We start from the raw sequence: 23,375 nt of genomic DNA on the forward strand, positions 1-23,375 counted from the left end.
TTGATTTTGGACCGTACGGATCATTGGTAGCTGCTTGAATTGGAAGATAAAATGTACCCATAGCACCTACAATTAAAAACATAACGTTAAATACTAACATTAATTTATAATGGAGTTTCAGTACTCACTCACCGCCTTGAAGAAACTACATGTTCTGAATTTGGACTAAATCATTGTTGTTAGCTTTTAAATAATAAGAGCCACCTTTTGCCACGAGCACAGAGGAAGTCCAAAAACGTTTTTTAACATCTTTCTTTATAAGATTACTAGACATCTCTGGAATAGTTATGAATCCATTTTTTTCGGCATGTTTAACATCCATACGATTAAATCTTAACAATGCACTGTCTAAACCACCGCTAAAAGCTAAGAGATTCGATTTTTCTATATTGGATGTAAACGATATATCTGCAAATGTCATGTAGCTTCCTGGAAACTGAATGGAATCGGGACCAATAAACAGTGATGAGTAAACCCCTTTCGGCGTGCCTTTCGTAACATCTACTACAATAATTCGATGCAGTCGAAGTATGCCGGAATTATTAGAGAGAGTTATATCTCCTTTAGAAAGATCACTTACCGTAACAGAATTTTTAGTATAAAAGTAATTACTAATCGTCGTTAAATTCGTTCCCGTCGTACCTACCTCACGCATTTCATTCAGATCACTGTACTTCCCTGCATCCGTGCCCTCCACATCCATATAACGCAGCAAAATGGCAGACACTTCGGCTCGCGTTGTTGGAGCAGCAGGCTTCAAGGAACCATCCTCAAATCCACCAACAATGCCAGTCCCGCGAACAAGTGCAAGATAAGGAATTTGCTCTGCACGAATCGTTCCCCGATTTACTTCAGGGGTAGGTAGCAGTGTATTTTTGCTATCGTCAAAAGCATCCTGGAAACTGGTTCCGGACTTGATCAGTCCGTTTGCAATCCATTTCATCATCTCGTAGCGTGTCAGCTCGGCATTGGGGTTGAATCCTTTCGGATAATCATTAGCATTAATAAAGCCTTGGCCTACCAACTGTGTCACAGCGGATTCAGACCAGTGCCCCTTGAGATCAGCAAAAGGATTCTCGCCTTGTACCTTTTCCAAGCTGGTTGCACGGCTGAGTAGTGTGGCATACTCACCACGGGTGATTTTGGCATTGGGGCGGAACGTACCATCCTGATAGCCGGAGATCAGATTTTTATCATAGGCTTTAACAATTGTAGCTTGCGCCCAGTGCCCTTTGATATCTTTGAACTTCGTAAGTGCAGAAGCAGTTGTACCCGCTCCATTCGTGCTTGTAGCAGCATCCACAGTAGACATCAGACCCACGGTTCCAGTAGTCAGCAGCGTTCCTACCAGCAAAGTCGACGTCAACACTCCGACTATCAACACATTCCTTTTTGACTTACTATCAGCTAATCTCATCTGTTTCTTCAATCTAATCACTCTCCTATGTACCTTAGTATGGGGCAAAATTCTGCTTCTTCAGCACTCGTACTACTCTTCAACCCAAAACCTAAATTTGTCATAATCATCAATATTCTACCATGCAAATCTAGGCTATTGGTATTATTTTTCAGCAATCCCCATCCCTACAAGGCATGCAACCTCCCCTTCCAAAGACCCAATTCACCCCTAAAAAACACAAAAAAAGGCCACGAATCCGCAGATTCATAGCCTTATGCTTTAAGGTGTCAGTCCTATTCAGTTGAAAAAAAATTGTATTCTATCTATCACAGAATAAACGATTCTGTTCCATTTGACCAGTCCTAAAATTCAAATCAAAGTAGGTTTCTATTAAAATTGTTAATCATATACTCTGCAAATGGCGTCAACGATAACGCTCCAACCTCTTCCATAGTAAACCATTGTGCGCCCAGCGAATCTTCGCCATCCGGTTCCCTTTTGATCTCATAAGGCCGACTTTCGCTTGTCAAATATACATCGTATAAAATTCCAATATGGTGCAGCTCTTCCGGCTGGCCTTCGTAAACCCACTCCAATACGATCGATTCCGCAGAACGAATCACCAATTGTAGATTGTAAAGGCCGGTCTCCTCTTCAATCTCACGGTGTAGGGCGGTCTCCGGTTGCTCACCAAATTCCAACCTTCCTCCAGGCAAATCCCATTTCCCCGTATAGGCTCCTCTTGCCTTATGAACTAACAGGAATTTTTGCTCCCAAGTGACTAAACCGTATACTCCCATGTGTGTGTACCGATCCACTTAAAGGTTCTTCCTCTCGTCTGAAAGATATCTAACCTGCTCTTCCAATCTACGAATACGCTTATTCATCTGATAGAACGATGGAGTAAAAATCACCCCAATAATAATAACAATGACCCAAACACTCAAATCATCAGCCCCTATCTAAGAGTCTCCCTCCTCTAGCGAAAACCGAACAATTAGTTCTTCACCCTCAATCAACAATGCGGTTAGTCCTTTGTTCGATCCAGATTGATGATTCTCTCCGTTAGTCCAATACGCGGCTTCTCCCGATCGTACAGCTACCCGTTCGCCTGTCTCACCTTCCACCCAACCTTCCCCTTCAAGCACCAGAAATACCTGCTCACCCACTGCTGGATGCAAACCTACACTTCCTCCTGCAGACAGTTTCAGTTGTGCTACGTGACAAGCTGTTGTGCTTCGGAGTATTGGCGTAATCTCTGCTCCCTCACTGCCATAAGCGGTAATGCTGCGACTATCCTCTAATTTCAGGCGGTATATCTTCACTTCTTGTTCTCCTCTGCAACGTTATCCAGATCCAGAGCCAAACGAATCATATCGACGCAGCGAATACCATCTTCTATAATCTCTTCTTCATAATGTTTCACAAAAAAGTCCCGATCGACCCCTATAATGCGAAAACCGCAGCGTTGATACAGCTTCAACTGATGAAAACTTGAGTTGCCTGTCCCAATTTCTATCGTTCGACCACCGAGCTTGCGTGCTGCTTCTATCGCTTCCTTGATCATGTGTTTGCCAACGCCCTGTCCCTGTAACTCTTCCTGTACGGCAATATTAACAATCTCTACCGTCTCTGGACGCGTCTTAAGCAAAACAAACTCTCCCACCATTTCTCCTTCATATTCAGCGATAAAGCAAACACCGCGACTCAGATATTCGTCAACTATGGCTTTGGACGGATCAGCCATCAATAAAAGTTCATAAGGTTTTTCTTCTTCCCAGTCCAAAATCCGGAACGACAATTTCACACCAATCTCCACCTTTTCCTCGTACATATTCATTTACGTCCCGTTTGCAGAAGCCTATGTATGGCTAGTCACCAAATATATAACAACCTTCCGTATATAAATGTTTTAGTCTGAATTCATATTTTTCTCTTTTTATAACTTCGGGTTACTCCGGAACGATTTTTATACTTTATTTCAACCATCTAGTTCACCAAATCTATTAGCTATTTACCGCTCCAGCCTGATTTTGATAATGACGAATCACCATGCCAGATGCTTTTTGCATGCCCTGTTTCTCATAGAACTCCTGGAGTTCGTTATCGCACAAAAGATCAATCATATAGAGATCACCCAGACGATTAAACATACGCTTGATGAGATCTGTTCCGATACCTTTACCCTGATACTCCGGAAGCACTTCCAATAAGGGAATATATGCACTAAGAACTCCATCTGAAATCGCTTGAATAAAGCCCACCACATTTCCGGTTTCTTCATCGATAGCCAGTTCGACAGCATAGGATTGTTCCAGCAGCTTCAGAAATGTAGACTTAGATGGAGGGTTTGGCCAACCTTCGAAAAAAGCCCCGCTAAGTTGGTCGATTCCTATTCCCTCAAGCGATTCACGAAATGTAATATCCATAATAGCAAGTCCTCTCCTTTTAAAAAGTAAATTTCATTATATCATAATATCTGGATATAAATATATAGAATTGGCTGATAAAATATGAGACATGCTTCAAATAGAAGCCTTAATTATTAGCTTTGTTCAAGTAAACTGTTATAAAAAGCAAAGTTTTATCCCTCACGTTATTCACCCGCACTTAAATGTTCATGGATTAATTTCCATTCTCCGTTGATGCCTGCAACAAATACATTGGTAGCTCGACCTTTTCCAGCAGCCGGCTGCCCTTGATACATTCCTTTCCAGTGATAGGTATAAATACAGACTGCCTGCTCTTCGCCAGTCGTAATCCACGTGACATCTTCTGCACGATACACCTCATCCTTGATTGTCTCCCAAGCGTTTTCAAAATAAGCCCGAATTTCGTTAAGGGTAGTACAAGACGTTCCCGTAAACCAATATACGGCATCCGGTGATAACCATTTGCTTACCTCATCAAAGTCATGTGTATTTGTCGCTGCAATGTATCCTTCCAGTGCATGCTGGTATCCCATGATTTCTTCCGCCTCCTGAGCGTTTTGAATTATTTGACTTTACTTTGTTCAAGAACCGAATCGCTATACACCATAAACGTCTCTTTCAGTGTAGTTCCGGTTGATTTCTCCCATATTACACTCCGCTCAAACGTACCTGCTTGAAAAAATCGCGGGAAACGTTCCGTAAACCAATCCTGCATAGGCAGTTCAAGCGCTTGACCTAAGGACACCCACAACAGTTCACCTTCAGGCGGCTCGCTCAGTAGCTCCCCCTCATAAGAAGTAGCCAAGTAGTTGAATACCATATATCGCAATCCTTGCTCCGGATCACAAAATTCATCAAGACCTTTATATGTAATCTCTTTCACCACAAGTCCTGTTTCCTCTTTAACTTCTCGCATGGCACCATCCACAATACTTTCTGGAAAATCAACTTTCCCTCCAGGAGCAATATATCCCGGAAATCCTTTTTGGTTGGGTCGATTCATTAATAGTACCTGATCATTCCGCTTGTCCCATATCATACACATCGTTAAAATCTCAGTTCTAATGTCCATGTTTATCCTCCCAGTTGCCTTATACAGAACCTAATCCATTTGCAATTCACACATATTCACCCACTCGACAGAAGAACCTTCCAATCCTTGATTCCTAGGTGTTAATTCGTTGTACACTAACACTTCTGGTACATAGATTGATTCTCCTGCTTCAATCTCTATTCCGAATTCCTCTTAACTTTCCTAATTATCTGCAAAGTCAATTTTGATATAAACGCATACGAAAGACGGACACCGGAAATTTCGGAAGCCCGCCTATTTATGATGTATGCAATACTTTACTTTTGAACCGAATATCGAATATGCGACACTTAGCTCATGCCTGTAATTAACACCCGACGCTCTTTCCACTCGGCACGGCGATAAGCCTGCAGCAGACCAAATTTGCGAATACTTGCTTTCGGCACCGATTTGTAAGGCATAACGACTGTAAAGTCCTCATCAAACGGCACAAAAGACAATCCTACTTTCTCATTGGAAAGCCACTCGGCCTGAATGGGCTGCCTTGAACAGGCATCGAAGGTAGAGCCCAGTCCATCAGCGAAAAAATCATAACGTGCAGCAGGTGTTCCGGGTTCCTCCATACAGAGAAAAAGGCTGAGCTGATCACAAAATAGCATAATTTCTAAATCATGTTTCAGCCTAAGCTTCAACGCTTCACCACCACCAAGCTGCTTTTCCATACGTAACTGATGCTCCCGTTCATCATTCAGATATTCCCTAATGTCTTCATCATCATTGGCGTTAGCACCCAGGTTGTTTTGAAACAAATCTGTATACATCATGCTGCACAACAACCCGGCGTACAGGTTTTTCTCCCGAACCTCTTCAATACCTTTACGGTAAAATACAAATCGTGGACGTAGCGGAAAATCACGAAACGAATACGGTATCTGACTATAATCATTCCAGAATGGAGCAGAATCCAACTCAATCCATCCCCGATCATGCTCTTTTGCGGCAAGAATCAGATCTTCTCGATGCGCTTCATCAGTTAACAATTCCGTTTTCCAATGGGAAGCCATTTCTCCGGCTACTAGTCCATGCTCATGCTGTGCGGTCAAAACAAAATCATGCTCTCTCTCATATACGATCATTTGCTGTCACCCTCCCGCATGGTATACGTTGACTTTAACATAATTTGGTTTACAATTTCCTATAAGTTGCTTTTCATTCAACTTTCAGGGAATATACTAATGGAGCCATCAATGTAAAGGTGTTGTCAGTTCCCTGAAATTTGGTACACTAATGATTGTGCCAACATAACATTACATACAGAAAGCGGGATCTCATGAATTTATACTCTCCTTACACCGAGTTTAACCGCAAGGAATGGGCTGACTTGAAGAAATATCAGACCACTCTTCCACTAACGACAGCGGAATTGGAACAGCTAAAGGGATTAAATGAAGAGGTATCCATTCAAGAAGTTGAGGATATTTATCTACCTCTTACCCACTTTATTGACTTATATGCAGGAGCTTCACGAGAGCTGAATCGCTTAACGGCATCTTTTTTAAAAAAAGAAGCACATCACGCTCCCTACATTATCGGTATTGGGGGCAGTGTTGCCGTGGGCAAAAGTACAACTGCCCGCCTGCTCCAGGCTATGCTTGCAAGAGGTAAAGGAAATCCCAAGGTGGATCTGGTCACTACGGATGGTTTCCTGTATCCCAATGCCGTGCTGCAAGAGAAAGGCATCATGAACCGGAAGGGATTCCCGGAGAGTTACGATATCAAGTCACTGATTCAGTTCATGGGTGATGTCAAATCAGGTAAACCCAAAGTAATGGCTCCCGTATACTCCCATCTTGCCTACGACGTCATTGCAGGTGAAGAGAATGCCATATGTCAGCCGGATATCCTCATTATTGAAGGAATTAACGTGCTCCAGGTTAAAAAGGAAACCCCACTGTTGGTCAGTGATTTTTTTGACTTCTCCATCTATATCGATGCGGAAGAGGAGCATATCCGTCACTGGTACATTGAGCGTTTCAAGCTACTACGCAATACAGCGTTTCAGAATGAGCATTCCTTCTTCCACAGTCGTTTTGCCAATCTGGAAGAAGATGAGGCTGTTCTTACGGCAAGTCAGATATGGAAAGATATTAATGCCAAAAACCTGCACGAAAATATCCTGCCAACTAAAGGAAGAGCCAGACTGATTCTGAAAAAGGAAGCGGACCATTCGATTCAGCGCATTCAATTGCGTAAGCTGTAAGCGTCATAATGAGCAGAAACATTCTGCTTAGTACCATTAAAAAGGAGACAAGACTACATGCAGACCTTGATTATACTTGGAAGTATCATGATGTTTCTTGCTGTTGCCCTTGGAGCATTCGGTGCACATGCGCTCAAACGCAGATTGTCTGCTGACATGATCAAAATATACGAGACTGGCGTTCAGTATCACCTTGTTCACGGAATCGGAATCATCCTGCTCGGACTGCTCGCTGATCGACTGGAGCAGCCATCTCTTGTGTTGCTGGCTGGATGGTTGCTATTCGCCGGCATCCTCTTGTTCTCGGGCAGTCTATATGTCCTAAGCGTAACTGGCGTTCGAAAGCTGGGGGCGATCACACCCCTCGGCGGAGTAGCTTTCTTGGCCGGTTGGGTAATGTTATTAGTTGCCGCTTTGTAAAACCAACATCGTAAACTGAAAAGAGTGTTCTAGTCGATCTCAAAAATCGCTGGAGCACTCTCTTTATGTTTAACTTTGCCATATACGGCGAATGCTGTGTGTAACTTTATCCCCTTGCTGTTTGTCCATGACATATACATCAGGATTAGATAGATTTTTCCACTCCTCGAATCCAAAGGATGCATCATGACTGCGAATGAGCAGAGATAACAGATTGCCGTGTGTAATCACAGCCCCGCTATGCTCCGGTCGACTCCACAGCTCGTCCAGCACCTCAAGGCCCCGAGCTGTCGCCAAACGAGAAGATTCACCACCTTCTTCTGTCCAGTCTTCGTCCGTGTATGTACGTTCAAGCACATCCATCCAATTATCCAGATGAAGGGTACTAAGCACCCTTTCTTGAAGACGTTCATCCGTATGTATATGTTTCAGGACGGTTTTGCCCAGTGGGGCAGCGGTCTGAAGTGCCCTTTTCCACGGACTCGACACAATGTATTGGACTGGGTGCTCCGCCAACATCTCAGCAAGTTCTTCGGCCTGACGAAGTCCTTCATCCGTAAGCTCGGCGTCTGGTTCTTGCCCAGTTGCTTTGGCATGACGAATGAGATAAATAGACTGCATCGCCCCTCACCTCCTGTTGATTCAAATTACATTCAAAGCCTCTCCAGATATTGGAGTGCAATTCTCATATTCTTCTGGTCTTCCGAACGGCCAGATGAACTAAGAAAAGTAACCTTATCCTCTGTCCACACGCCCTTTTGTTCTGCCAACCCAAGAAGCTGCTTCAAGCGGTTAACTGTTCCCGTACTACCATCAATAATCTGAATATGATCTGGCAGAACCGTACGAAGAATCGAAGTGTAGAACGGATAATGCGTGCAGCCAAGTACAACTGTACCGTATAAGTCCAGATCAAGATCAGCCAGTTTGAGGCGGAAATACGCCGCAATCTTCTGTGGATCAAAATCCAACTGTTCACACCATTCCACTAATTCTGGTAATGGAATGGAATCAACACTATGGTGATCATCCACTCGGGAAACCAATTCATGATATTTCGTTTGACTCAAAGTCAGGGCTGTAGCAAATACAAGCACTCTTTTGCCGGTTCTTCGATTCATTTCCACAGCTGGTTTCACAGCAGGCTCCATCCCGATAACGGGGATATCATACTTGGCACGCAAATCCTTTACGGTCAGACTGGTAGCTGTATTGCAGGCAATCACAATCGCTTGCACATTTTCCTGAACAATAGCCTCCACACAATTGAAGATATGTCCTCTAACCTCATCGGCGGACTTGGTCCCATAAGGAACATGCAATGTATCGGCATAATACAGAAACGCTTCTTCAGGGAATTGATGCAAAGCCTTATGCAAGACGGTTAAACCACCGATTCCCGAGTCAAAAAATGCAATTTTCTTCTTCAAGGGTTTCACCTCTATAACGTATTCTTTCAGGTTCCTGGAACCTCTCATTCCTGCTCATGATGACTGGGAGGTGAGTTATGTTATTCTGGGTCATCACAGACGTTAACGTTTGACGACCTGCGGTGATCGTTTCGGTTACGGATCGTTCTTTCGATCGCTGTTGTCTCCAAATTTTTTTGATATATTTTATAAATGTGCAAATTCGGAGACAAAGGCGAACGCTACCGCTTCTTCAGAATCGATTCCGTTCCCTCCACAACCTTCGCTGTAAGTCATGCACTAATGATGATGAGCCATTATTCTACCTTTATTTTATACTGTCTGAGCCAGTCTTTGCCACTTTGCCAGCGTTCCACGGGGTTACGCTCTCCGAGCAGCTTCGTACTTGCCTGAGCCATAAGCCATTCCTTAAGGCCATCATTCGAACTTGAGTCCAACTGCTGAATCAGGACATTCAGTCCCTCTTCACCCGTATCCAGAATCTGAGCATACGCGTCTGTATTAGCAGCAATATAATCACCTGGATTACTGCTGGTCAGAATCTCAGGTTCGTTCACGATTTGCTGAAGATTGCTTTCAATCTTCCAGCTCACGTTCTGACTTTCCATCTGATTCGAGCATGCTACCAACATCCATGCTGCACACAGCATCACCGTGCCGCTTGCAATACGTTTGCGAATCATGGAATCACTCCTGTCCTGTTCGAGAATCATCTCCCATTTTTCTTCCTGCTGTATGCTCATCCAGTTGAGTTAGACCAATACAGCAAAAAGCCGAATGATTCCCCTCGATAATCAATACACTCGACAAAGCTATGATCATAATTATACTCATCCCGATAGATACGGATATGCGCTACAATGACTTATTGCAGGTTCTTTTGTACAAAATGCCTAATCATTGCTGCAACAACAACTTTTGATTCCGAGTTTCAACGAGCGGATTGATGCCCTTCATTTAACATAAAGATTGCATCTTTTATGACGAAGTCGTGATGCTGAAATCCATACCAAACTGGATTAGTCCCAGTTTCCGGGCAACAGTTTGCGAAGCTATATTATCCCATGATGTACTATAGATTGGAATGCGCCCGCTCTCTTTAACATAATACTGCCAGCACTTTACCGCCTCCGCTGCATAACCCTGTCCTCTGAAATTAGGCGCCGTATACAGACTCGCCTCAGCACCCTGTGTGGATACACGGGCTGAGCAACATACAGCGACAGCCGAATTCTCAATAACATAAGCGGCAACGGGCATTTTTTCATGCAGACGCTCTATTAAATCAGAAAAATGCTCTTCCAGCAAAAAAGTACGATGACTCTCTATAAGCTGAACATTCGGATGCCATTCGCCGCACTTCTCGGGAAATGTATAAGCCGGGCCCATCCATACACTTCTCACTGTCTTAAACGTCTCCACTCTCCGAATCAGCTTCGCAATATCGAGCGGAAGCTCAGTGTCACAGCCTAGCTCCTCAATCAGAGTGAGCGGCAACTGCTCATGATAATAAGAGCATTGCCCGACAGAAGTTATTCCAATAAATAAGGCTGGTGCCTGCCCACCATCCGGTTCGTTAATACTTAACAGACGCTTCTGATTGTCCATCGTATACAATGTATTTGCCTGAATTTTCATCATATCCATGGGTGAAAGGTTTGATATGGAATTCATAATTACGGAATGAACCTCTGCAATAATGGTTGGCCTATACTTCTTTTTCCAGCGTCATGCTGCTTCAGAAAATCAGTTATTAATCCTGATATCGTATATTTGCACATTGGCTATACCCCCTCATTAATTTCCATTATACGGTATATCCATTGCAGATACGAATCAAATGTGCACAATTGCGTATGAGAAATATATTAGATAATTTCAAGATCTAGACAATGATTCAATATCGCTTATTGATCCTGCAGCACGGCTTTTTCCCATGCTTCACCTAATTCAGCAACCGACTCATAGCGACTCGCTCGCTCAGGGTCTATCGCACGAATAACCACCTGGTACAACGCTTCTCCCGCATCCCACCTGGCATATGAACGATCCAACTCTCCATCCAGCAGCGAGAAAGCCATCGCTCCCATGTTGAACACATTCGTGATTCCATCCATTGGTGCACCCAACTCAAATTCCTCAGGAGACATAAACCGGGATGATCCCCACATCCGTCCCATCGTATTCGTGAAAGAGCCCTTTCGATACAAATCAATATCACATATTTTCATCGTTTGTTTGTCAAAATCATAGATCAGACTGCCATCGTAAAAATCAACAGCCACATACCCTCTCCGTTGCACTTCGATGTGGAAATCCAAAATACGTTCCATCGCCTGAATGCGCGTCTTTACCGGAAGCTGTCTGAATCGATAATAGGGGGAACGAGGGTCCTCATACTTGGCTGGTGGTGGAAAATCCCAATGGGAATGCAGACATTCTCCTTCCACCCAATCGAATACACAGGCGTAGCCATGTTCCGTTGCAAAATGGTCTTTTAAATGAATCAATCTATCATGTGCCAAATCTTCGTATATGGAAACGGATGATTTCAAATAATGAATCGCTTCGGCAGGGGCACTTAAACTGTTCGCATGTATCGTGCGCGCTCCAGCATATTTCACGAATTTTCGCTTTCCGTCCAGACCCAGAATACCAAAGGACAAATTGCCGGAATCCTGCTGATCAAACACACGGAATACAGTACCCAGGCGCGCGATCCACTCGAATGAATGAGGTTCTTTTAACTCAAAAGAAATGCCGTCAAGTTCAAGCTGAACCGTGTCCGTCATAAGTCACCACCTGCTTCAACATACTCATCGCTCACATTCAAACGCTCAGCATAAAAGTACGTCATATGCGCTTCATCGTAACCTTTTCCCTGAACGACCAGTGCATTGCGCTCAATGCCATAGGTTTCAAATCCATGCTGCTCATACAATCGCCTTGCTGACCCGTTTGTGGTAACCACACTGAGATTGATTTGCTCTATGCCTTCCAATTCCCTGCCCCGATCCAACACTTCGCGGAGCATGCGGGAAGCAAGTCCACATCCACGATAAGACGGTGAGACATAGACTCCCCAGATATATCCTTTGTGCCTCAACTTTAGTCCCTGTTCTCTTTTGAATCCCATCGTTCCTGAGAGTATGCCTTCTTCTGTATATGCACCCAAAATGTAATCATCGGGTTCGGTATGTATGCGTTCCTGCACTTCACTCATGGGAAGCTGAATCGACATTTCAAATGAAGCCCCGAAGGCTTCCGGATGATTTTTCAGTGCTTCCAGCCGCAAAGGCCAGTATTTCTCTGCCTCATCTCTGCGTATATTGCGAAGGATGAACACGTTCTCCTTCTGACCTTCATTCATGCTTCAACCACTCCCTGCATGTCATATGGATAATCGATCTGGAGCTTCACATTATCTGCGGCTTCCTGGCCTGCAAGCAAACCTACAACATAGACCCCAAGATCAATGGACGTCGCTACCCCGCCGGCTGTAATCACATTTCCGTCTTTCACAATCCGGGTTTGAATCACCTCGGCAACGTATGGCTCAAGCAGTTCATAGACATTGGGATGCGTTGTTGCTTTTTTACCTGTTAAAAACCCGGCCGCACCCATCAGCAGAGAGCCTGTGCACACGGATACCTTTAATGGAACATTCTCGGCCTGTCTCAGCCAGCCGACAAAAGCCTCATCGAATCGAAGCTTACGTGTTCCCATACCACCAGGCACAAAAACGAGATCATATTCCGCCAAATTAGGCTTCACCCGGTCCACCTTCAACGTTAAGCCAGATTCGTCTGTGACCTGATCTGTTATGGCACATGTTTCCCACGTCGTGCCTTTGGTTTGTTCAAAGAAATTCAACCGATTGATCACATCATAGAATCCTGCAAAATCAAGGAAAGTCAAACCATCAAACAAAACAAAAGCGATTTTCATATAAAAGCCCTCCATTATTTTTTATTTCGACGCATCCCGCTCCATGGCTTCCTTCACCCAATCACGTTCGGGTAGTTTACTGTTGATACGGAAGAGCAGGCCAACAATGGACAGCAGTAAAATAATGACGATGATTTCGAACATAGCTCTTTACCCCCAGCATGTTAGTTGAGTGCGTTTTGCCCTATTTTAGTCCACGCGCAATAATCCACTCCAGCCATTTCCATGGAAGTAACAGCTTGCCGATGATAAGCAAACGCGAGCCTTTGCCCAGCGCATAACGAAGTCTTGGTGCACGCATACGTGCAATGCGAACAATCAGATCAGCCACTTCTTGTGGATCTGGTGCAGTCTCTCCAGCATGCTGGGAATAACGAAGAACCGCATCCAGCTTTTCTTTATAGGGAGAATGTTCGCTTCTGTGAATTTCACCCAAACCTTTACTCCATATGGGTGTGCGATAAGCACCCGGCTCTACGAGCACAACCCGGACGCCGAACGAAGACATCTCATGACGCAAACTTTCCGTGAAACCTTCCACGGCGAATTTGGATGCAGCATACGGCGCATAACCGGGAAAACCAGATAATCCACTGACGCTGGACAAGTTGATGATCAATCCCTGCTTTTGCTCACGCATGACAGGCAGGACCGCACGTGTAACAGCAATCAAGCCAAACAGATTCGTTTCCATTTGTCTATGCCAATCATCCATGGATACTTCCTCAATAAATCCGCCAAGCGCAAACCCTGCATTGTTCACCAGCATATCGATCCGCCCATTGTTTTGAAGTACCGTCCGAACAGCCTCCTGCACCGAATCAGCATCCGTCACATCCAGCCGAATATACTGTAACCGATCCGAAATGCCCGCCTGCTCCGCCAACCTTGCCAATTCCACATTCCGACTCAAATCTCGCATCGTTGCCACAACACGATATCCTTGCTTAGCCAGCGTAACCGCCGTAAGCATACCGAACCCACTCGATGTACCCGTGATTAACGCCACAGGGGCGTTTGGGTTGAACTCTTTCGATTTCCCCACGGTTGAACCTGTTTCGCCCTGTATATGATCGTCCTCTGTCTGTATCTTCTGTTCTGTCATCTGCTTCACCTCTTCCCTCGATGGATTTAGTAGATTTATTATCGTTAACACTATCATCAAAACGCTTCACTCAAGTGTGTTGTCTCTCCACTCGGCGCAGCTTCGTTATTCCAGGTTCAAACGTATAAGGAACGAATCTGATCTCGGGTACCGTGCATTCTAGCCGCTCTCCCAGCTTCATCAGCTCACGTTGCACACCAACTTCCACCTGCTGCATCCCTTCCCCTCCTCCAAGCCGAAGTGATACTTCCAACACCCCGTTACCTCGCTGTACGACGCGATAATGCTCAATAGCGGGAAAGGATGCAATCACTGCACGCGTAACAAAATCCGGGAATACAGGTACGGCTTCGCCCGTTTGTCGATGTGGAAAATAAAGCATGTCATCACAGCGGCCTTCGATTCGCTCTATGGCAGTGAAAGGAGACCCACAGGCACAAGGAACCGCTGCCTCGGTCAGAATGTCGTTCAGCCGATACCGGATAATCGGCTGTGAGGTTCTGGAGAAGTCCGTGATCACAGGCACGAACCTCCGGGTCGTGGGATCAATGAACTCTTTTTCAATATGAACGATATCTTCATTCAAATGCAAAGTGCCGAAGCGGCAGGTAGCGCCCAAGAACCCCTCCGTACACTGGTACACCTGATGTATCGTTTGCCCAAAAACACTCTCCAGCACCTTGCGATCCAGGGGGTCCAGCACTTCAGCAACCGAAATGATTTTGTCCGGTACAGTGGTCAATGTGCCAGACGTATAAGCGTCAGCCAATATTCTCAGCATGGAGGGCGGCGCTACCCATACGGTAGGACGGTATGTTTCCATACGTTCAACCAAGGTATCGACAGACTCTAACAGATCAAAATATTGAAATTGCAGCTTACCCCGCTGCACCGATTCATACAGATTACTGTTGGCCCGGAGGAAAAAGGCGATCTTGGCAGGCTTCCACAGTCCGCCAGGCAGGAGCTTGGCCAGCACCGTCCCTGTCCACGCATCCTGCTCCTGATCACTCACCAGAAACAACCCCCGGTTGCCTGATGTGCCTGAGGACAAGCCTACCGTCACGCCCTGAACGGATGGCTTGAAATCACGCGTTTCCTCACTTTCCCCGGCGAGAGCCATCGCTTCGTCCTTGGAAATGCCCACCGTGTTGAGCCGATCGAAATGCTGCATCATGATCGTTTTGTCAATCAGCGGAAAGCTTCTCCAGTTGGATGCAGCAACATCACCCCACCACTCCCGGTAAAAAGGCGACTTTTTACGAACCCGCTCCACTTGCCGAATGATCTGGCGTTCCTGCCAGCGTTCAAGCTGCGCTCGTGTTTTCCATTTTCTCAATCCCCGTGCAAGTGCATAATGATAGACAATACGTAGTGTATTGCTCATATGTCCTCACCCTCTGTACCCCAAACATCCAGCGCCTCGCGGCAATGACTGGGCACAATCCGAATCGCTGGAAACTGCTGATGTAACTGAACCAGTCTATCAAAATTCCTTCGATACGCCTGACGATCCGACATAATGATTCCAGCGAGTGCATGAGGTCTGCGTTTTTCCTGAAAAGCACGACTCGACCACACTGCGTCCGCGCACAGAAAATAGTCATGCGACTCCGTACTGAGCAAAATTCCCATCATGCCTTCCGCATGACCCGATACGTCAACACCCAGCAGACTGCCATCACCGAAAATATCGTACACCTCGGAAAAAGGAAAATCCTCACCCGCTCTCACCCAACGCTCCGGCTGATTCGTAACAGGCAATGATCGGGCATCAAAGTCCTCTGGCAGCAGGCCGGACAGAAAGCCTGCCTTCACAGCCGCAATGGGTCCAAGTGAACGCACGGCGTCATAAGCTCTTGGCAGATAGATCAATTGCGCCTGTGGAAAATCCCGCACACCTGCGATATGATCTCCATGAAAGTGCGAGAGGATGATGTACCGAATATCCGAAGCTTTTAGCCCTAAACGAGCCAGAAAATGCAACGCACTGTCTTCTTCACAATAGACCACAGGTGTAATATGACGGTACAACGCATTTGGCAAATGAGCGGTTTCTTTGAAAAAACGGGAGCTATATCCCGTGTCCAGCAGAATCGGACCATGTACAGGATGAATGATGCACGCAAAGCCGGCCGGAAAGGCCACCGGACGCAAACTTCCACCACGCAGCGTCAGAAACTCCGGATGTTTGCAGTAACCCGCTGCGCCCAGATGAAGATTTACCGAAGTTGTTGTCAGCATGATTCAGCCCTCCACCAGTCTGCAAATTGTTGTAACCCCTCATCAATGGACAACCGAGGCACATACCCCAGCTTCTCACGGGCATCCGTAATATCCAGCGTCTGCGGGATAGATAACGAACCAACCGTATACCGCGTCAATGGAGGTTCACCTAGCGCAGGAATCAAGCGATGTACACGTTCCAGCACGGCGGCTGCTCCGTATGCTGCTCGGTAGGGAATGTTTCGACGGCGTAAAGGCATTTCCAGCATTCCAAACAACGTGCTCACCAAATCCTGAAACGTTCTCGGATCTCCATTGGAAATATTGTAGGCACGCCCCAGCGCTTCTGTCTTGGCATCCCTGCATAACAACAGCGCGTCCACCACGTTATCCACACAAGTCAGGTCAATGAGTGCCTGTCCGCCTCCGATCATAGGTACACCCGATTTGCCATTTGCTGCTACGATTCTGGGAAAAAGGGTCTGGTCATACGGGCCAAAAATAGCTCTCGGACGAATCATGATCGATGGAAGTCCCTTGGCATGTGCCTGTAAAACCATCTGCTCAGCGAGCCGCTTGGTGGCTGCATAATGATTGGCTGGTTTGGATGGCAAGGGGTCATTCTCATGTATGTCATATCGCGGACTGTAGTTAAAATATAAGCTCGGCGTTGATACATGAATGAAGCGCTGTATGCCACCTTTCATACAACGGTCCACCAAATGCTGTGTCCCCTCCACATTGCTGCTGTAAAAATCCCGATATTTGCCCCATGGCGACGATAACGCCGCACAGTGAAACACAACATCCTGACCTGAACAGGCCTCATTCACCGCCGCCTGATCCCGTATATCTCCGTTATAAAATCGAATGCCTGCTGCCTCAAGCTGTGCACCGTGCTTTGGCTGGCGTCCCATACCCGTAACTTCCCAGCCTTGCGCTGCAAGTCGTATAGCCAGATGCCTGCCCAGACATCCGGTTGCTCCTGTAACCAATGCTCTATTCATCGTTGTTCACCGTTCCATTCTATGTCGTGAGTCAAAGCTTCAGTCAGCGAAAACTTATGTTTCCTTGCCAGACGCCAGGCGGAGAGTACAATTGCAAATTGCTCAAACAAAGGTTTCACATCGTGTCTAAGGTACACCACATCCCTAGTCCCCCGCCAGGCTGTCATCCATGTCCGCAGGCTGCCCTTCCCCCAGAGCTGCTGCAATCCACTTCCCAACATCGGAAGCATCAACATCGCTTTGCTTCCTTGCTTGGGGATGATCACCTTTGCTGCTTTCACCAGTTCTTCTGGTGCAATTAAAGCACGTACCAAGCCATCACCAGGGTGAAACAAATGGATTCCACTGGTCGCCCTCGGATTACACTCAATGGCATACACTTGTCCGTCCTCTGTTTCGATAAAATCAAAACCAATCTGCCCGCTAAACCCTGTTGCCTGTATAAATTGCCTTATCCACTCGTAAATTCCTTCATGTTCCACATGTTCAAAAAAAATACTCGCCCCTACGCTGCCCGTTCGATAGCGACTGTCGTAGGTCGTATGTGCAACGATTTTCCCTTCATAAGCTACGCTGTATGTACATAACATTTGCCCGGCAACATAAGCCTGTGCAACCCAAGGGGAAGCCGAGGATATTTCCGTGTCACCAGGAGGATCATTCTGTAAACGTTGCTGCTTCATTTTACCTGCGTATATCTTCTGATCAGGTGCGTCTCCCTCAAAGTCTGCTGTGGAGGATATCGGCATACGAACTCTGGCAGCAAAGCGGGAGTATACGGGCTTCCATACCCATTCACCCTCTATTTCTAGAACAGCCTTCGCATCCATCCATTCCTGCCGACTGTTGATCAGACGGGTATCTGGAACCAAAAGACCAAGCGACTCTGCAAGCTGGATAAAGTGATATTTATGATGCAATTCATGTAGCTGCTCTATAGGCGAAACAAGTACACGGCAGTGATCACGCAGTCGCTCTGCTCCTTGAGCAATATAAAAAACTTCTTCACACATCGGAATCAACAAGTCGATCTGCCAGGTCTGAACCAGACTCTCCATCTCTAACAAGTAATTCTCTGTTTCATGACGTGGAGATGGAACCATGAAGCACTGCTCCACCGCACTGGACAATCTGCACAAATGACGCACCACGCTCTCCGCGACGTAAACCCGGTGACCCGCACGATGAAACATTCGTGCCAGATCGAGGGTTACCGGAGCCCGGCCGCCCGTGAGCAGCACATTTAAGGATTCTGATGCTTGATGTTCATTCTTCATGAATCTAGTAGTCAAAAATAAGTCCTCCCAGTGATAATCCGGCGGCTGTTCCGATCATTAGCACCCGATCTCCCCTCTGAATACGCTGCTGCTTGATTGCTTCATGCAGCCCCATCGGAATGGAAGCGGCAATGGTATTGCCATGATTTCGTGTAATGTCCATAAAACGGTCCTCTTCGATTCCCAGCTTTTTGCGGATCAGCCTCATCGCCATGGCACTTCCTTGATGTGGAATCACCAATTGGAAATCCTTCATCTGATTACCGGTTGCCAGCAACATATCGTCAATAAATGCTGGCAGCAACCTGGAAGCCATACGGAAGATGGCCTGTCCATCCATATGAAAAAGATAGGGCTCCGGCTGCTCTGCCACATAATTCGAGGCATGCAGACGAGTACCTCCACCGGCAATTTCCGAGAATTGTGCGCCGCGACTGTACGTTTTCAACGAGGCATGTACAATCTGCGAATACTCTCCTTCAGCGGAGCGTTCAATAATGACAGCAGCAGCTCCATCACCGAACAGGGCAGCACTTTCCTTGTTCGACCAATTCAATCCCTTCGAAGCGATCTCCGTAGCTACAAGCAGCACCCTTTTATAACGCCCGGCATCCACCATATAGGAGATAACATCCAACCCGTTTAGGAAACTTAAGCAGGTCGCATCCATGTCAAAAGCCGGTACACCTGAATCCTGCTGCCCCATCGCCTGCTGAATGAATACCGCCGTACTGGGTAAAGGTTGTTCCTTCGTACCGCTCGTGCACACCAGACAGTCTATATCTGCGAACGTCAATCCCGCATCGGCAAGTGCGGCTTCGGCAGCCCTCGCTCCCATGAAGGAAGAGGTCTCTACACCCGAAGCGTAATGGCGAACACCTACACCTGTTGCTTTGCTGACCCAGCCCGCAGGTACCTGCAAACGGCGATCCAACTCCTCGTCGGTTACTTCCTGTTCAGGCAAATACTTGCCTGTTCCAACAATTCTCACTCTTCTAAGCTGCATATGACCTACCTCTTTCTCTTCTTCTGACTGACGATATAAGTTCAACTAATAAATATTTACACTAACACTCCGATGGCAGAACAACCTTTCGCTCGCTGTTATCGTGTAGATGTTTAATAGATATATCTAATTGAAATTACACTTCACCCCGCCTGGCTAAACGCCATGACGAAGTGAAGAAAATACAGCAGAAGGGCAGATATCTCTGCCCTCCCGTTGTGTTATCTTTTTTATTGAGTCATGTTGATTCATTTCCTTACTTCAAAATCTCGGCCAGTGCAAGATCGAGCGTATCATATCTGAATGTAAATCCTTCTCTTTCCAGCCTCTCGGGAATAACCCAACGGCTTTTGAGAACCAGCTCTGTTTCAGTCCGAATGAATCGCGCTCCCAGTTCCAGCATCCAGCGAGGTGAAGGAAGTCCAATCCGAACTCCCATCTGCCGCCGCAGACTCTCCATAAGCTGGCGGTTCGTGACAGGATGCGGAGAGGAAGCATTAAATACACCCTCCAGTTGCGGATGCTGCTGAATATAGATCACCATGCGGAACAAATCCTCTATATGAATCCAGCTAAACTGCTGGGTTCCAGGTCCTTGTGATCCACCCAGCCCAAAGCGGACCAGATTGGTCAGTGGCTCCATGACGCCGCCTTCTCCCAGCACAATGGCAATCCGTAATGCAATCTGACGTGTAGACGGCAGACTGAATTCAAAAAAAGCCTTTTCCCACGCCTTGGCGACATCCACCGAGAACCCGGAGCCAATCTCGCCCTCTTTCTCCGTCATGGGACGATCTTCTGCATGTCTGTATATGGTGGCCGTGCTCGAATTAATCCATAATTCAGGAGGTTTGCTACAAGCCAGAACAGACTCGCCCAAAATGCGGGTTGTGCGTGTTCTGGATTCCAGAATGATTTTGCGGTTCTCGTCCGTGTAACGGCAGTTTACGGATTTTCCGGCAAGGTTAATCAGCAATTCTGCACCTTCAAGTGCCTCTATGATTCCAGCCTGGTTCTCCCAGGCAATATGACCGGACTGGCGCGAGATGATGAGCACCTCATAACCAAGCTTCTTGAATCTTTGGGCAAAATCCTGACCAACAAACCCTGTTCCACCCGCCAACACAACCTTTTTCACGGTATCCCCTCATTTCCCCATACTGGGTAAAGCAACTACGCTATATATGGACTAACATCGTCTGCGACCGTTTTGTTTGATTTTAATTTATGCCCAATGCTGCGTATAAACGATTGCGTTCTTCAATCGCCCATGCGTTCGCTGAGTTTTGCTCCAACTGATACATAAGCTCATCGTGGAAATCATGAATCATGAACCCTTCAGGCAAATTCCCCAGCATGGCTGTAAAATTGTATTCAGGCAGTTTTCTTTGACCTTTACTGATCTGCTTCAACCATTCCATCCATTCGGCAAGCGTCAGCACTTCTGCCTGCCATAGTTCAGCCTGTAGTCCAAGTGCATCCTGAAACCGCTCATAGGCAGATGGCTCGGAGAAGGGACGACAAGCTTGCACAGCCAGCTCATACAACTCGATAACTGCGCGCCGCACCTCATGCTCAAGCTCGATTTCCAACCCTTCCATGAAGTCCTGAACTTGAATTGTCAGCCCGTCATCGTAAAGTAATGGTGCGTGTGCCAACAGACGTACAATCTCTTCCATGTCGTGCGCTGAAACTTTCTTTTGCTCATAGAGAGCAGGTAACATATATGCTGTAATGATCATTCACTCCTACATCGTTCTTCTATTAATGACGTATATTATATCATGATTTGGCGTTGAAATATTTGAACACTTGAATCGTTTCTTCCAGATCTTCAGGACCTGAATAGATATTCATAACTTTACCGATTTCGATTCCAAAATCCACATAAGCACTCGCCTTGGCTGTAATGATATGTCCATCAACAACAACACCTTCATTTACATATTTCCCTTGGGCTGTGACTGCTCTCATCTCGGATTCAGCATTAGTCGTAAATGATCTGCTCTCCAATATTTGCGCTTGACCGAACAATAATGTTCCTGCACAGATGGCTGCAATGGGCGTCTTGCGCTCATTAAGTGCTTTGATGAAGTACATCAAGTCCGGACTTTGCAGCATTGCCGTAACATCACCTCCGGGAATTATGAAAAGGTCCACTTCGGACGGATCAATCTCATTTAATAGAACAGAGGGATTAACTGAAAATTCCTCATATGACTGTAACGGTCCCTCTTCCAACGCCACCGTTATGATGTCTCCTTGTGTTTTCATAAAATAGCTGGCTAACATAATCTCAAATGATACGTATCCTTCAAATAATAATATGTATGTTTTCAAATCAGCTGCCCCCCTTCTTTTTATCCTTCTACCCTCGATACATATCAGTCCGCAAAAGTTTTAAAGCATACTGATGTTATTTCTGATCAGATGATCATGGGCCATTCTCAAAAATTAGTTGTAGGCATCATTTGAATCCCGCAGCTGGATAAAATGCTTTTTAATCCTGCTTTTCTATTTTCACATAAAATGATCTTGATTAGTAACTAATGCATCCTCTCATGTTTATCCCCTATTTATGTTTCAATTTTCCAACTTCCTCATTGTACAAGATTCTTTCGATTGATGGTGTGTTCCAACAAAAAAACAGCCTATGTGAATGAAAACGAGGCAACTCTCCTATGAAGATAATAACATTCAGAAACTAATTACCATCCTGAGAACCCATGAACCACATGAAATAGCTATGGCTCTCAATGTGATCACTGAAATTTTCAAAACGTATGATAATAAATAACAAAAAGGCAACGTTCACTCGATTAGGAGTGGGACTGACCCCATAACGTGAGACAAATCAAAACACCTTCAAGAGAATGAAACCTTGTCGTAAGATAGGGAAATCATCTTGGAGGTGTTTTTGTAATGGCAACCAGAGTGAGTTATCCCGTGGAGTTAAAGATGAAAGCCATAGAAATGAGATTGGCAGAGGTACCCGTGAAAGAGGTTATGGATAAGCTCGGAATACGAAATAAGACACAGTTAGAAACGTGGATGAGATGGTATCGAAATGGAGAATTGCACCGCTTAGAGCAACCGGTTGGTAAGCAATATAGCTACGGAAAAGGTCCAGAACACACGACAGAACTCGAAAAAATCAAAGCAGAAAACCGATTTTTAAAACAACAACTGAATTTGCTAAAAAAGTACAAGGAACTGGAAAAGAGGTGGAAGCAGAAGTCGTTATCGCTTGGATCGAGTCCATTCGAAAAGAAGTAACCATATCGGAGGCTTGTGCATGGCTTGGAATTTCTCGGGCGACCTACTACCGGTGGAAAGCAACCGGGGAGAACAAGCGTCCAGATCCGATGGTGGAGAAAGTAATTCAGCTTTGTACTCAGCACAAGTTCCGGTATGGATATCGAAAAATCACTGCCTTGCTCCGGATTGAAGGCCCCATTAATCATAAACGAATACAGCGGATTATGCAGTACGAGGGCTTACAGTGCCGAGTGAGGATGAAAAAACGAAAGAACACGGGGCAACCTGCAAAACCTGCGGAACATCTTCTAAAACGCAAATTTCATGCAGAAGCTCCTTTGCAAAAACTGGTGACCGACATTACTTATTTGCCGTTCGGTAATAAAATGTTATACCTTTCAAGTATTTTGGATCTGTACAACGGAGAGATTGTCGCTTACAGTATAGCGGACAAGCAGGATACATCCTTGGTTTTGGATACGCTGGATCAACTTCCAAAGCGGACAAATATGCTGCTCCACAGTGACCAAGGTAGCGTGTATACATCTCAAGTTTACCAGACGGTAGTAAAGGA

The 23,375-nt window shown here is 45.8% G+C and carries 30 protein-coding genes; 4 read left to right on the forward strand and 26 right to left on the reverse strand.

Annotated elements, in window-relative coordinates; genetic code table 11:
* Positions 1–145: 145 nt before the first annotated feature.
* From G3352_RS21380 to G3352_RS21415, 8 genes are all read right to left on the reverse strand, one after another.
* Entirely contained in the window at positions 146–1,384 is a 1,239-nt protein-coding gene (locus G3352_RS21380) for an S-layer homology domain-containing protein (protein WP_345940789.1), read from the reverse strand.
* A gap of 389 nt (positions 1,385–1,773) precedes the next feature.
* A complete protein-coding gene (locus G3352_RS21385) occupies positions 1,774–2,217 on the reverse strand; it encodes an NUDIX domain-containing protein (protein WP_076289951.1) in 444 nt (147 codons plus the stop codon).
* A gap of 144 nt (positions 2,218–2,361) precedes the next feature.
* Positions 2,362–2,724, reverse strand: a complete 363-nt coding sequence (locus G3352_RS31260; RefSeq protein ID WP_163759563.1) for a cupin domain-containing protein — start codon at positions 2,722–2,724, stop codon at positions 2,362–2,364.
* Positions 2,721–3,239, reverse strand: coding sequence for a GNAT family N-acetyltransferase (locus G3352_RS21395; RefSeq protein WP_076289953.1), 519 nt, complete (start codon positions 3,237–3,239; stop codon positions 2,721–2,723). The genes G3352_RS31260 and G3352_RS21395 overlap by 4 nt, the downstream gene beginning before the upstream one ends.
* 166 nt (positions 3,240–3,405) lie before the next feature.
* Entirely contained in the window at positions 3,406–3,828 is a 423-nt protein-coding gene (locus G3352_RS21400; RefSeq protein ID WP_205524981.1) for a GNAT family N-acetyltransferase, read from the reverse strand.
* Positions 3,829–3,995: 167 nt separating this feature from the next.
* Positions 3,996–4,364, reverse strand: a complete 369-nt coding sequence (locus G3352_RS21405; protein WP_163759566.1) for a YybH family protein — start codon at positions 4,362–4,364, stop codon at positions 3,996–3,998.
* A 29-nt stretch (positions 4,365–4,393) separates the two neighbouring features.
* A complete protein-coding gene (locus G3352_RS21410) occupies positions 4,394–4,903 on the reverse strand; it encodes an 8-oxo-dGTP diphosphatase (RefSeq protein WP_163759569.1) in 510 nt (169 codons plus the stop codon).
* Positions 4,904–5,214: 311 nt separating this feature from the next.
* Entirely contained in the window at positions 5,215–6,000 is a 786-nt protein-coding gene (locus tag G3352_RS21415) for a DUF3891 family protein (protein ID WP_163759571.1), read from the reverse strand.
* 194 nt (positions 6,001–6,194) lie between these two features.
* Here G3352_RS21415 and coaA point away from each other — a divergent pair, with 194 nt between their 5' ends.
* Positions 6,195–7,124: a type I pantothenate kinase gene (gene coaA, locus G3352_RS21420; protein ID WP_163759574.1), complete on the forward strand. Its 930-nt coding sequence runs from the start codon at positions 6,195–6,197 to the stop codon at positions 7,122–7,124.
* Positions 7,125–7,181: 57 nt separating this feature from the next.
* Entirely contained in the window at positions 7,182–7,544 is a 363-nt protein-coding gene (locus G3352_RS21425) for a DUF423 domain-containing protein (protein WP_076289959.1), read from the forward strand.
* A 69-nt stretch (positions 7,545–7,613) separates the two neighbouring features.
* Here the strand turns inward: G3352_RS21425 and G3352_RS21430 are convergent, their stop codons facing one another.
* From G3352_RS21430 to G3352_RS21505, 18 genes are all read right to left on the reverse strand, one after another.
* Complete coding sequence (locus tag G3352_RS21430; RefSeq protein WP_163759576.1) at positions 7,614–8,165, reverse strand: histidine phosphatase family protein; 552 nt, start codon at positions 8,163–8,165, stop codon at positions 7,614–7,616.
* Between the two features lie 32 nt (positions 8,166–8,197).
* Entirely contained in the window at positions 8,198–9,022 is an 825-nt protein-coding gene (gene murI, locus G3352_RS21435) for a glutamate racemase (RefSeq protein ID WP_163759580.1), read from the reverse strand.
* 248 nt (positions 9,023–9,270) lie between these two features.
* Positions 9,271–9,657, reverse strand: a complete 387-nt coding sequence (locus G3352_RS21440) for a hypothetical protein (RefSeq protein WP_205524982.1) — start codon at positions 9,655–9,657, stop codon at positions 9,271–9,273.
* 4 nt (positions 9,658–9,661) lie between these two features.
* Positions 9,662–9,796 carry a hypothetical protein gene (locus tag G3352_RS31470; protein ID WP_275898447.1) on the reverse strand — a complete coding sequence of 45 codons (135 nt, stop codon included), beginning with the start codon at positions 9,794–9,796 and terminating at the stop codon, positions 9,662–9,664.
* A gap of 156 nt (positions 9,797–9,952) precedes the next feature.
* On the reverse strand, positions 9,953–10,615 hold the full coding sequence (locus G3352_RS21445) for a GNAT family N-acetyltransferase (RefSeq protein ID WP_205524983.1): 663 nt from the start codon (positions 10,613–10,615) through the stop codon (positions 9,953–9,955).
* A gap of 266 nt (positions 10,616–10,881) precedes the next feature.
* On the reverse strand, positions 10,882–11,766 hold the full coding sequence (locus G3352_RS21450; protein ID WP_163759588.1) for a serine/threonine-protein kinase: 885 nt from the start codon (positions 11,764–11,766) through the stop codon (positions 10,882–10,884).
* A complete protein-coding gene (locus G3352_RS21455) occupies positions 11,763–12,344 on the reverse strand; it encodes a GNAT family N-acetyltransferase (RefSeq protein WP_163759591.1) in 582 nt (193 codons plus the stop codon). Before G3352_RS21455 ends, G3352_RS21450 begins: the two co-directional genes overlap by 4 nt.
* The gene (locus G3352_RS21460) at positions 12,341–12,922 is read right to left on the reverse strand and encodes a DJ-1/PfpI family protein (RefSeq protein WP_163759594.1); all 582 of its coding nucleotides are present in this window, start codon (positions 12,920–12,922) and stop codon (positions 12,341–12,343) included. The genes G3352_RS21455 and G3352_RS21460 overlap by 4 nt, the downstream gene beginning before the upstream one ends.
* A gap of 21 nt (positions 12,923–12,943) precedes the next feature.
* The gene (locus G3352_RS31475; protein ID WP_256336659.1) at positions 12,944–13,066 is read right to left on the reverse strand and encodes a hypothetical protein; all 123 of its coding nucleotides are present in this window, start codon (positions 13,064–13,066) and stop codon (positions 12,944–12,946) included.
* A 40-nt stretch (positions 13,067–13,106) separates the two neighbouring features.
* On the reverse strand, positions 13,107–14,027 hold the full coding sequence (locus G3352_RS21465) for an SDR family oxidoreductase (protein ID WP_163759598.1): 921 nt from the start codon (positions 14,025–14,027) through the stop codon (positions 13,107–13,109).
* Positions 14,028–14,097: 70 nt separating this feature from the next.
* Positions 14,098–15,414, reverse strand: coding sequence for a F390 synthetase-related protein (locus G3352_RS21470; RefSeq protein WP_163759601.1), 1,317 nt, complete (start codon positions 15,412–15,414; stop codon positions 14,098–14,100).
* Positions 15,411–16,271, reverse strand: a complete 861-nt coding sequence (locus G3352_RS21475; protein ID WP_163759604.1) for an MBL fold metallo-hydrolase — start codon at positions 16,269–16,271, stop codon at positions 15,411–15,413. The genes G3352_RS21470 and G3352_RS21475 overlap by 4 nt, the downstream gene beginning before the upstream one ends.
* Positions 16,265–17,260 (reverse strand): NAD-dependent epimerase/dehydratase family protein, encoded by a 996-nt coding sequence (locus tag G3352_RS21480; RefSeq protein WP_163759607.1) that lies wholly within the window; start codon positions 17,258–17,260, stop codon positions 16,265–16,267. The genes G3352_RS21475 and G3352_RS21480 overlap by 7 nt, the downstream gene beginning before the upstream one ends.
* The gene (locus G3352_RS21485) at positions 17,257–18,552 is read right to left on the reverse strand and encodes an ATP-grasp domain-containing protein (protein WP_240343164.1); all 1,296 of its coding nucleotides are present in this window, start codon (positions 18,550–18,552) and stop codon (positions 17,257–17,259) included. The genes G3352_RS21480 and G3352_RS21485 overlap by 4 nt, the downstream gene beginning before the upstream one ends.
* Entirely contained in the window at positions 18,542–19,543 is a 1,002-nt protein-coding gene (locus G3352_RS21490) for a beta-ketoacyl-ACP synthase III (RefSeq protein WP_163759610.1), read from the reverse strand. Before G3352_RS21490 ends, G3352_RS21485 begins: the two co-directional genes overlap by 11 nt.
* Positions 19,544–19,799: 256 nt before the next feature.
* Complete coding sequence (locus tag G3352_RS21495) at positions 19,800–20,681, reverse strand: TIGR01777 family oxidoreductase (RefSeq protein ID WP_163759612.1); 882 nt, start codon at positions 20,679–20,681, stop codon at positions 19,800–19,802.
* An 82-nt stretch (positions 20,682–20,763) separates the two neighbouring features.
* Positions 20,764–21,285, reverse strand: coding sequence for a hypothetical protein (locus G3352_RS21500; RefSeq protein WP_163759615.1), 522 nt, complete (start codon positions 21,283–21,285; stop codon positions 20,764–20,766).
* 40 nt (positions 21,286–21,325) lie between these two features.
* Entirely contained in the window at positions 21,326–21,883 is a 558-nt protein-coding gene (locus tag G3352_RS21505; RefSeq protein WP_163759618.1) for a DJ-1/PfpI family protein, read from the reverse strand.
* Between the two features lie 582 nt (positions 21,884–22,465).
* Here G3352_RS21505 and G3352_RS21510 point away from each other — a divergent pair.
* Complete coding sequence (locus G3352_RS21510) at positions 22,466–22,819, forward strand: helix-turn-helix domain-containing protein (RefSeq protein ID WP_163759620.1); 354 nt, start codon at positions 22,466–22,468, stop codon at positions 22,817–22,819.
* Positions 22,768–23,375 (forward strand): IS3 family transposase (locus G3352_RS21515; RefSeq protein ID WP_345940790.1); only part of this gene is annotated, 608 nt, incomplete at its 3' end. The genes G3352_RS21510 and G3352_RS21515, both read left to right, overlap by 52 nt.

The organism is Paenibacillus sp. ALJ109b, assembly GCF_010747435.1.
GTDB lineage: Bacteria > Bacillota > Bacilli > Paenibacillales > Paenibacillaceae > Paenibacillus > Paenibacillus taichungensis.

What these genes read in the sequence shown, in the direction of transcription:
- G3352_RS21395 (WP_076289953.1), bottom strand. Translation starts at nt 3,239, where the DNA reads ATGAATATGTACGAGGAAAAGGTGGAGATTGGTGTGAAATTGTCGTTC.
- G3352_RS21400 (WP_205524981.1), bottom strand. Translation starts at nt 3,828, where the DNA reads ATGGATATTACATTTCGTGAATCGCTTGAGGGAATAGGAATCGACCAA.
- G3352_RS21405 (WP_163759566.1), bottom strand. Translation starts at nt 4,364, where the DNA reads ATGGGATACCAGCATGCACTGGAAGGATACATTGCAGCGACAAATACA.
- G3352_RS21410 (WP_163759569.1), bottom strand. Translation starts at nt 4,903, where the DNA reads ATGGACATTAGAACTGAGATTTTAACGATGTGTATGATATGGGACAAG.
- G3352_RS21415 (WP_163759571.1), bottom strand. Translation starts at nt 6,000, where the DNA reads ATGATCGTATATGAGAGAGAGCATGATTTTGTTTTGACCGCACAGCAT.
- coaA (WP_163759574.1), top strand. Translation starts at nt 6,195, where the DNA reads ATGAATTTATACTCTCCTTACACCGAGTTTAACCGCAAGGAATGGGCT.
- G3352_RS21425 (WP_076289959.1), top strand. Translation starts at nt 7,182, where the DNA reads ATGCAGACCTTGATTATACTTGGAAGTATCATGATGTTTCTTGCTGTT.
- G3352_RS21430 (WP_163759576.1), bottom strand. Translation starts at nt 8,165, where the DNA reads ATGCAGTCTATTTATCTCATTCGTCATGCCAAAGCAACTGGGCAAGAA.
- murI (WP_163759580.1), bottom strand. Translation starts at nt 9,022, where the DNA reads ATGAGAGGTTCCAGGAACCTGAAAGAATACGTTATAGAGGTGAAACCC.
- G3352_RS21440 (WP_205524982.1), bottom strand. Translation starts at nt 9,657, where the DNA reads ATGATTCGCAAACGTATTGCAAGCGGCACGGTGATGCTGTGTGCAGCA.
- G3352_RS31470 (WP_275898447.1), bottom strand. Translation starts at nt 9,796, where the DNA reads ATGATCATAGCTTTGTCGAGTGTATTGATTATCGAGGGGAATCATTCG.
- G3352_RS21445 (WP_205524983.1), bottom strand. Translation starts at nt 10,615, where the DNA reads ATGATGAAAATTCAGGCAAATACATTGTATACGATGGACAATCAGAAG.
- G3352_RS21450 (WP_163759588.1), bottom strand. Translation starts at nt 11,766, where the DNA reads ATGACGGACACGGTTCAGCTTGAACTTGACGGCATTTCTTTTGAGTTA.
- G3352_RS21455 (WP_163759591.1), bottom strand. Translation starts at nt 12,344, where the DNA reads ATGAATGAAGGTCAGAAGGAGAACGTGTTCATCCTTCGCAATATACGC.
- G3352_RS21460 (WP_163759594.1), bottom strand. Translation starts at nt 12,922, where the DNA reads ATGAAAATCGCTTTTGTTTTGTTTGATGGTTTGACTTTCCTTGATTTT.
- G3352_RS31475 (WP_256336659.1), bottom strand. Translation starts at nt 13,066, where the DNA reads ATGTTCGAAATCATCGTCATTATTTTACTGCTGTCCATTGTTGGCCTG.
- G3352_RS21465 (WP_163759598.1), bottom strand. Translation starts at nt 14,027, where the DNA reads ATGACAGAACAGAAGATACAGACAGAGGACGATCATATACAGGGCGAA.
- G3352_RS21470 (WP_163759601.1), bottom strand. Translation starts at nt 15,414, where the DNA reads ATGAGCAATACACTACGTATTGTCTATCATTATGCACTTGCACGGGGA.
- G3352_RS21475 (WP_163759604.1), bottom strand. Translation starts at nt 16,271, where the DNA reads ATGCTGACAACAACTTCGGTAAATCTTCATCTGGGCGCAGCGGGTTAC.
- G3352_RS21480 (WP_163759607.1), bottom strand. Translation starts at nt 17,260, where the DNA reads ATGAATAGAGCATTGGTTACAGGAGCAACCGGATGTCTGGGCAGGCAT.
- G3352_RS21490 (WP_163759610.1), bottom strand. Translation starts at nt 19,543, where the DNA reads ATGCAGCTTAGAAGAGTGAGAATTGTTGGAACAGGCAAGTATTTGCCT.
- G3352_RS21500 (WP_163759615.1), bottom strand. Translation starts at nt 21,285, where the DNA reads ATGATCATTACAGCATATATGTTACCTGCTCTCTATGAGCAAAAGAAA.
- G3352_RS21510 (WP_163759620.1), top strand. Translation starts at nt 22,466, where the DNA reads ATGGCAACCAGAGTGAGTTATCCCGTGGAGTTAAAGATGAAAGCCATA.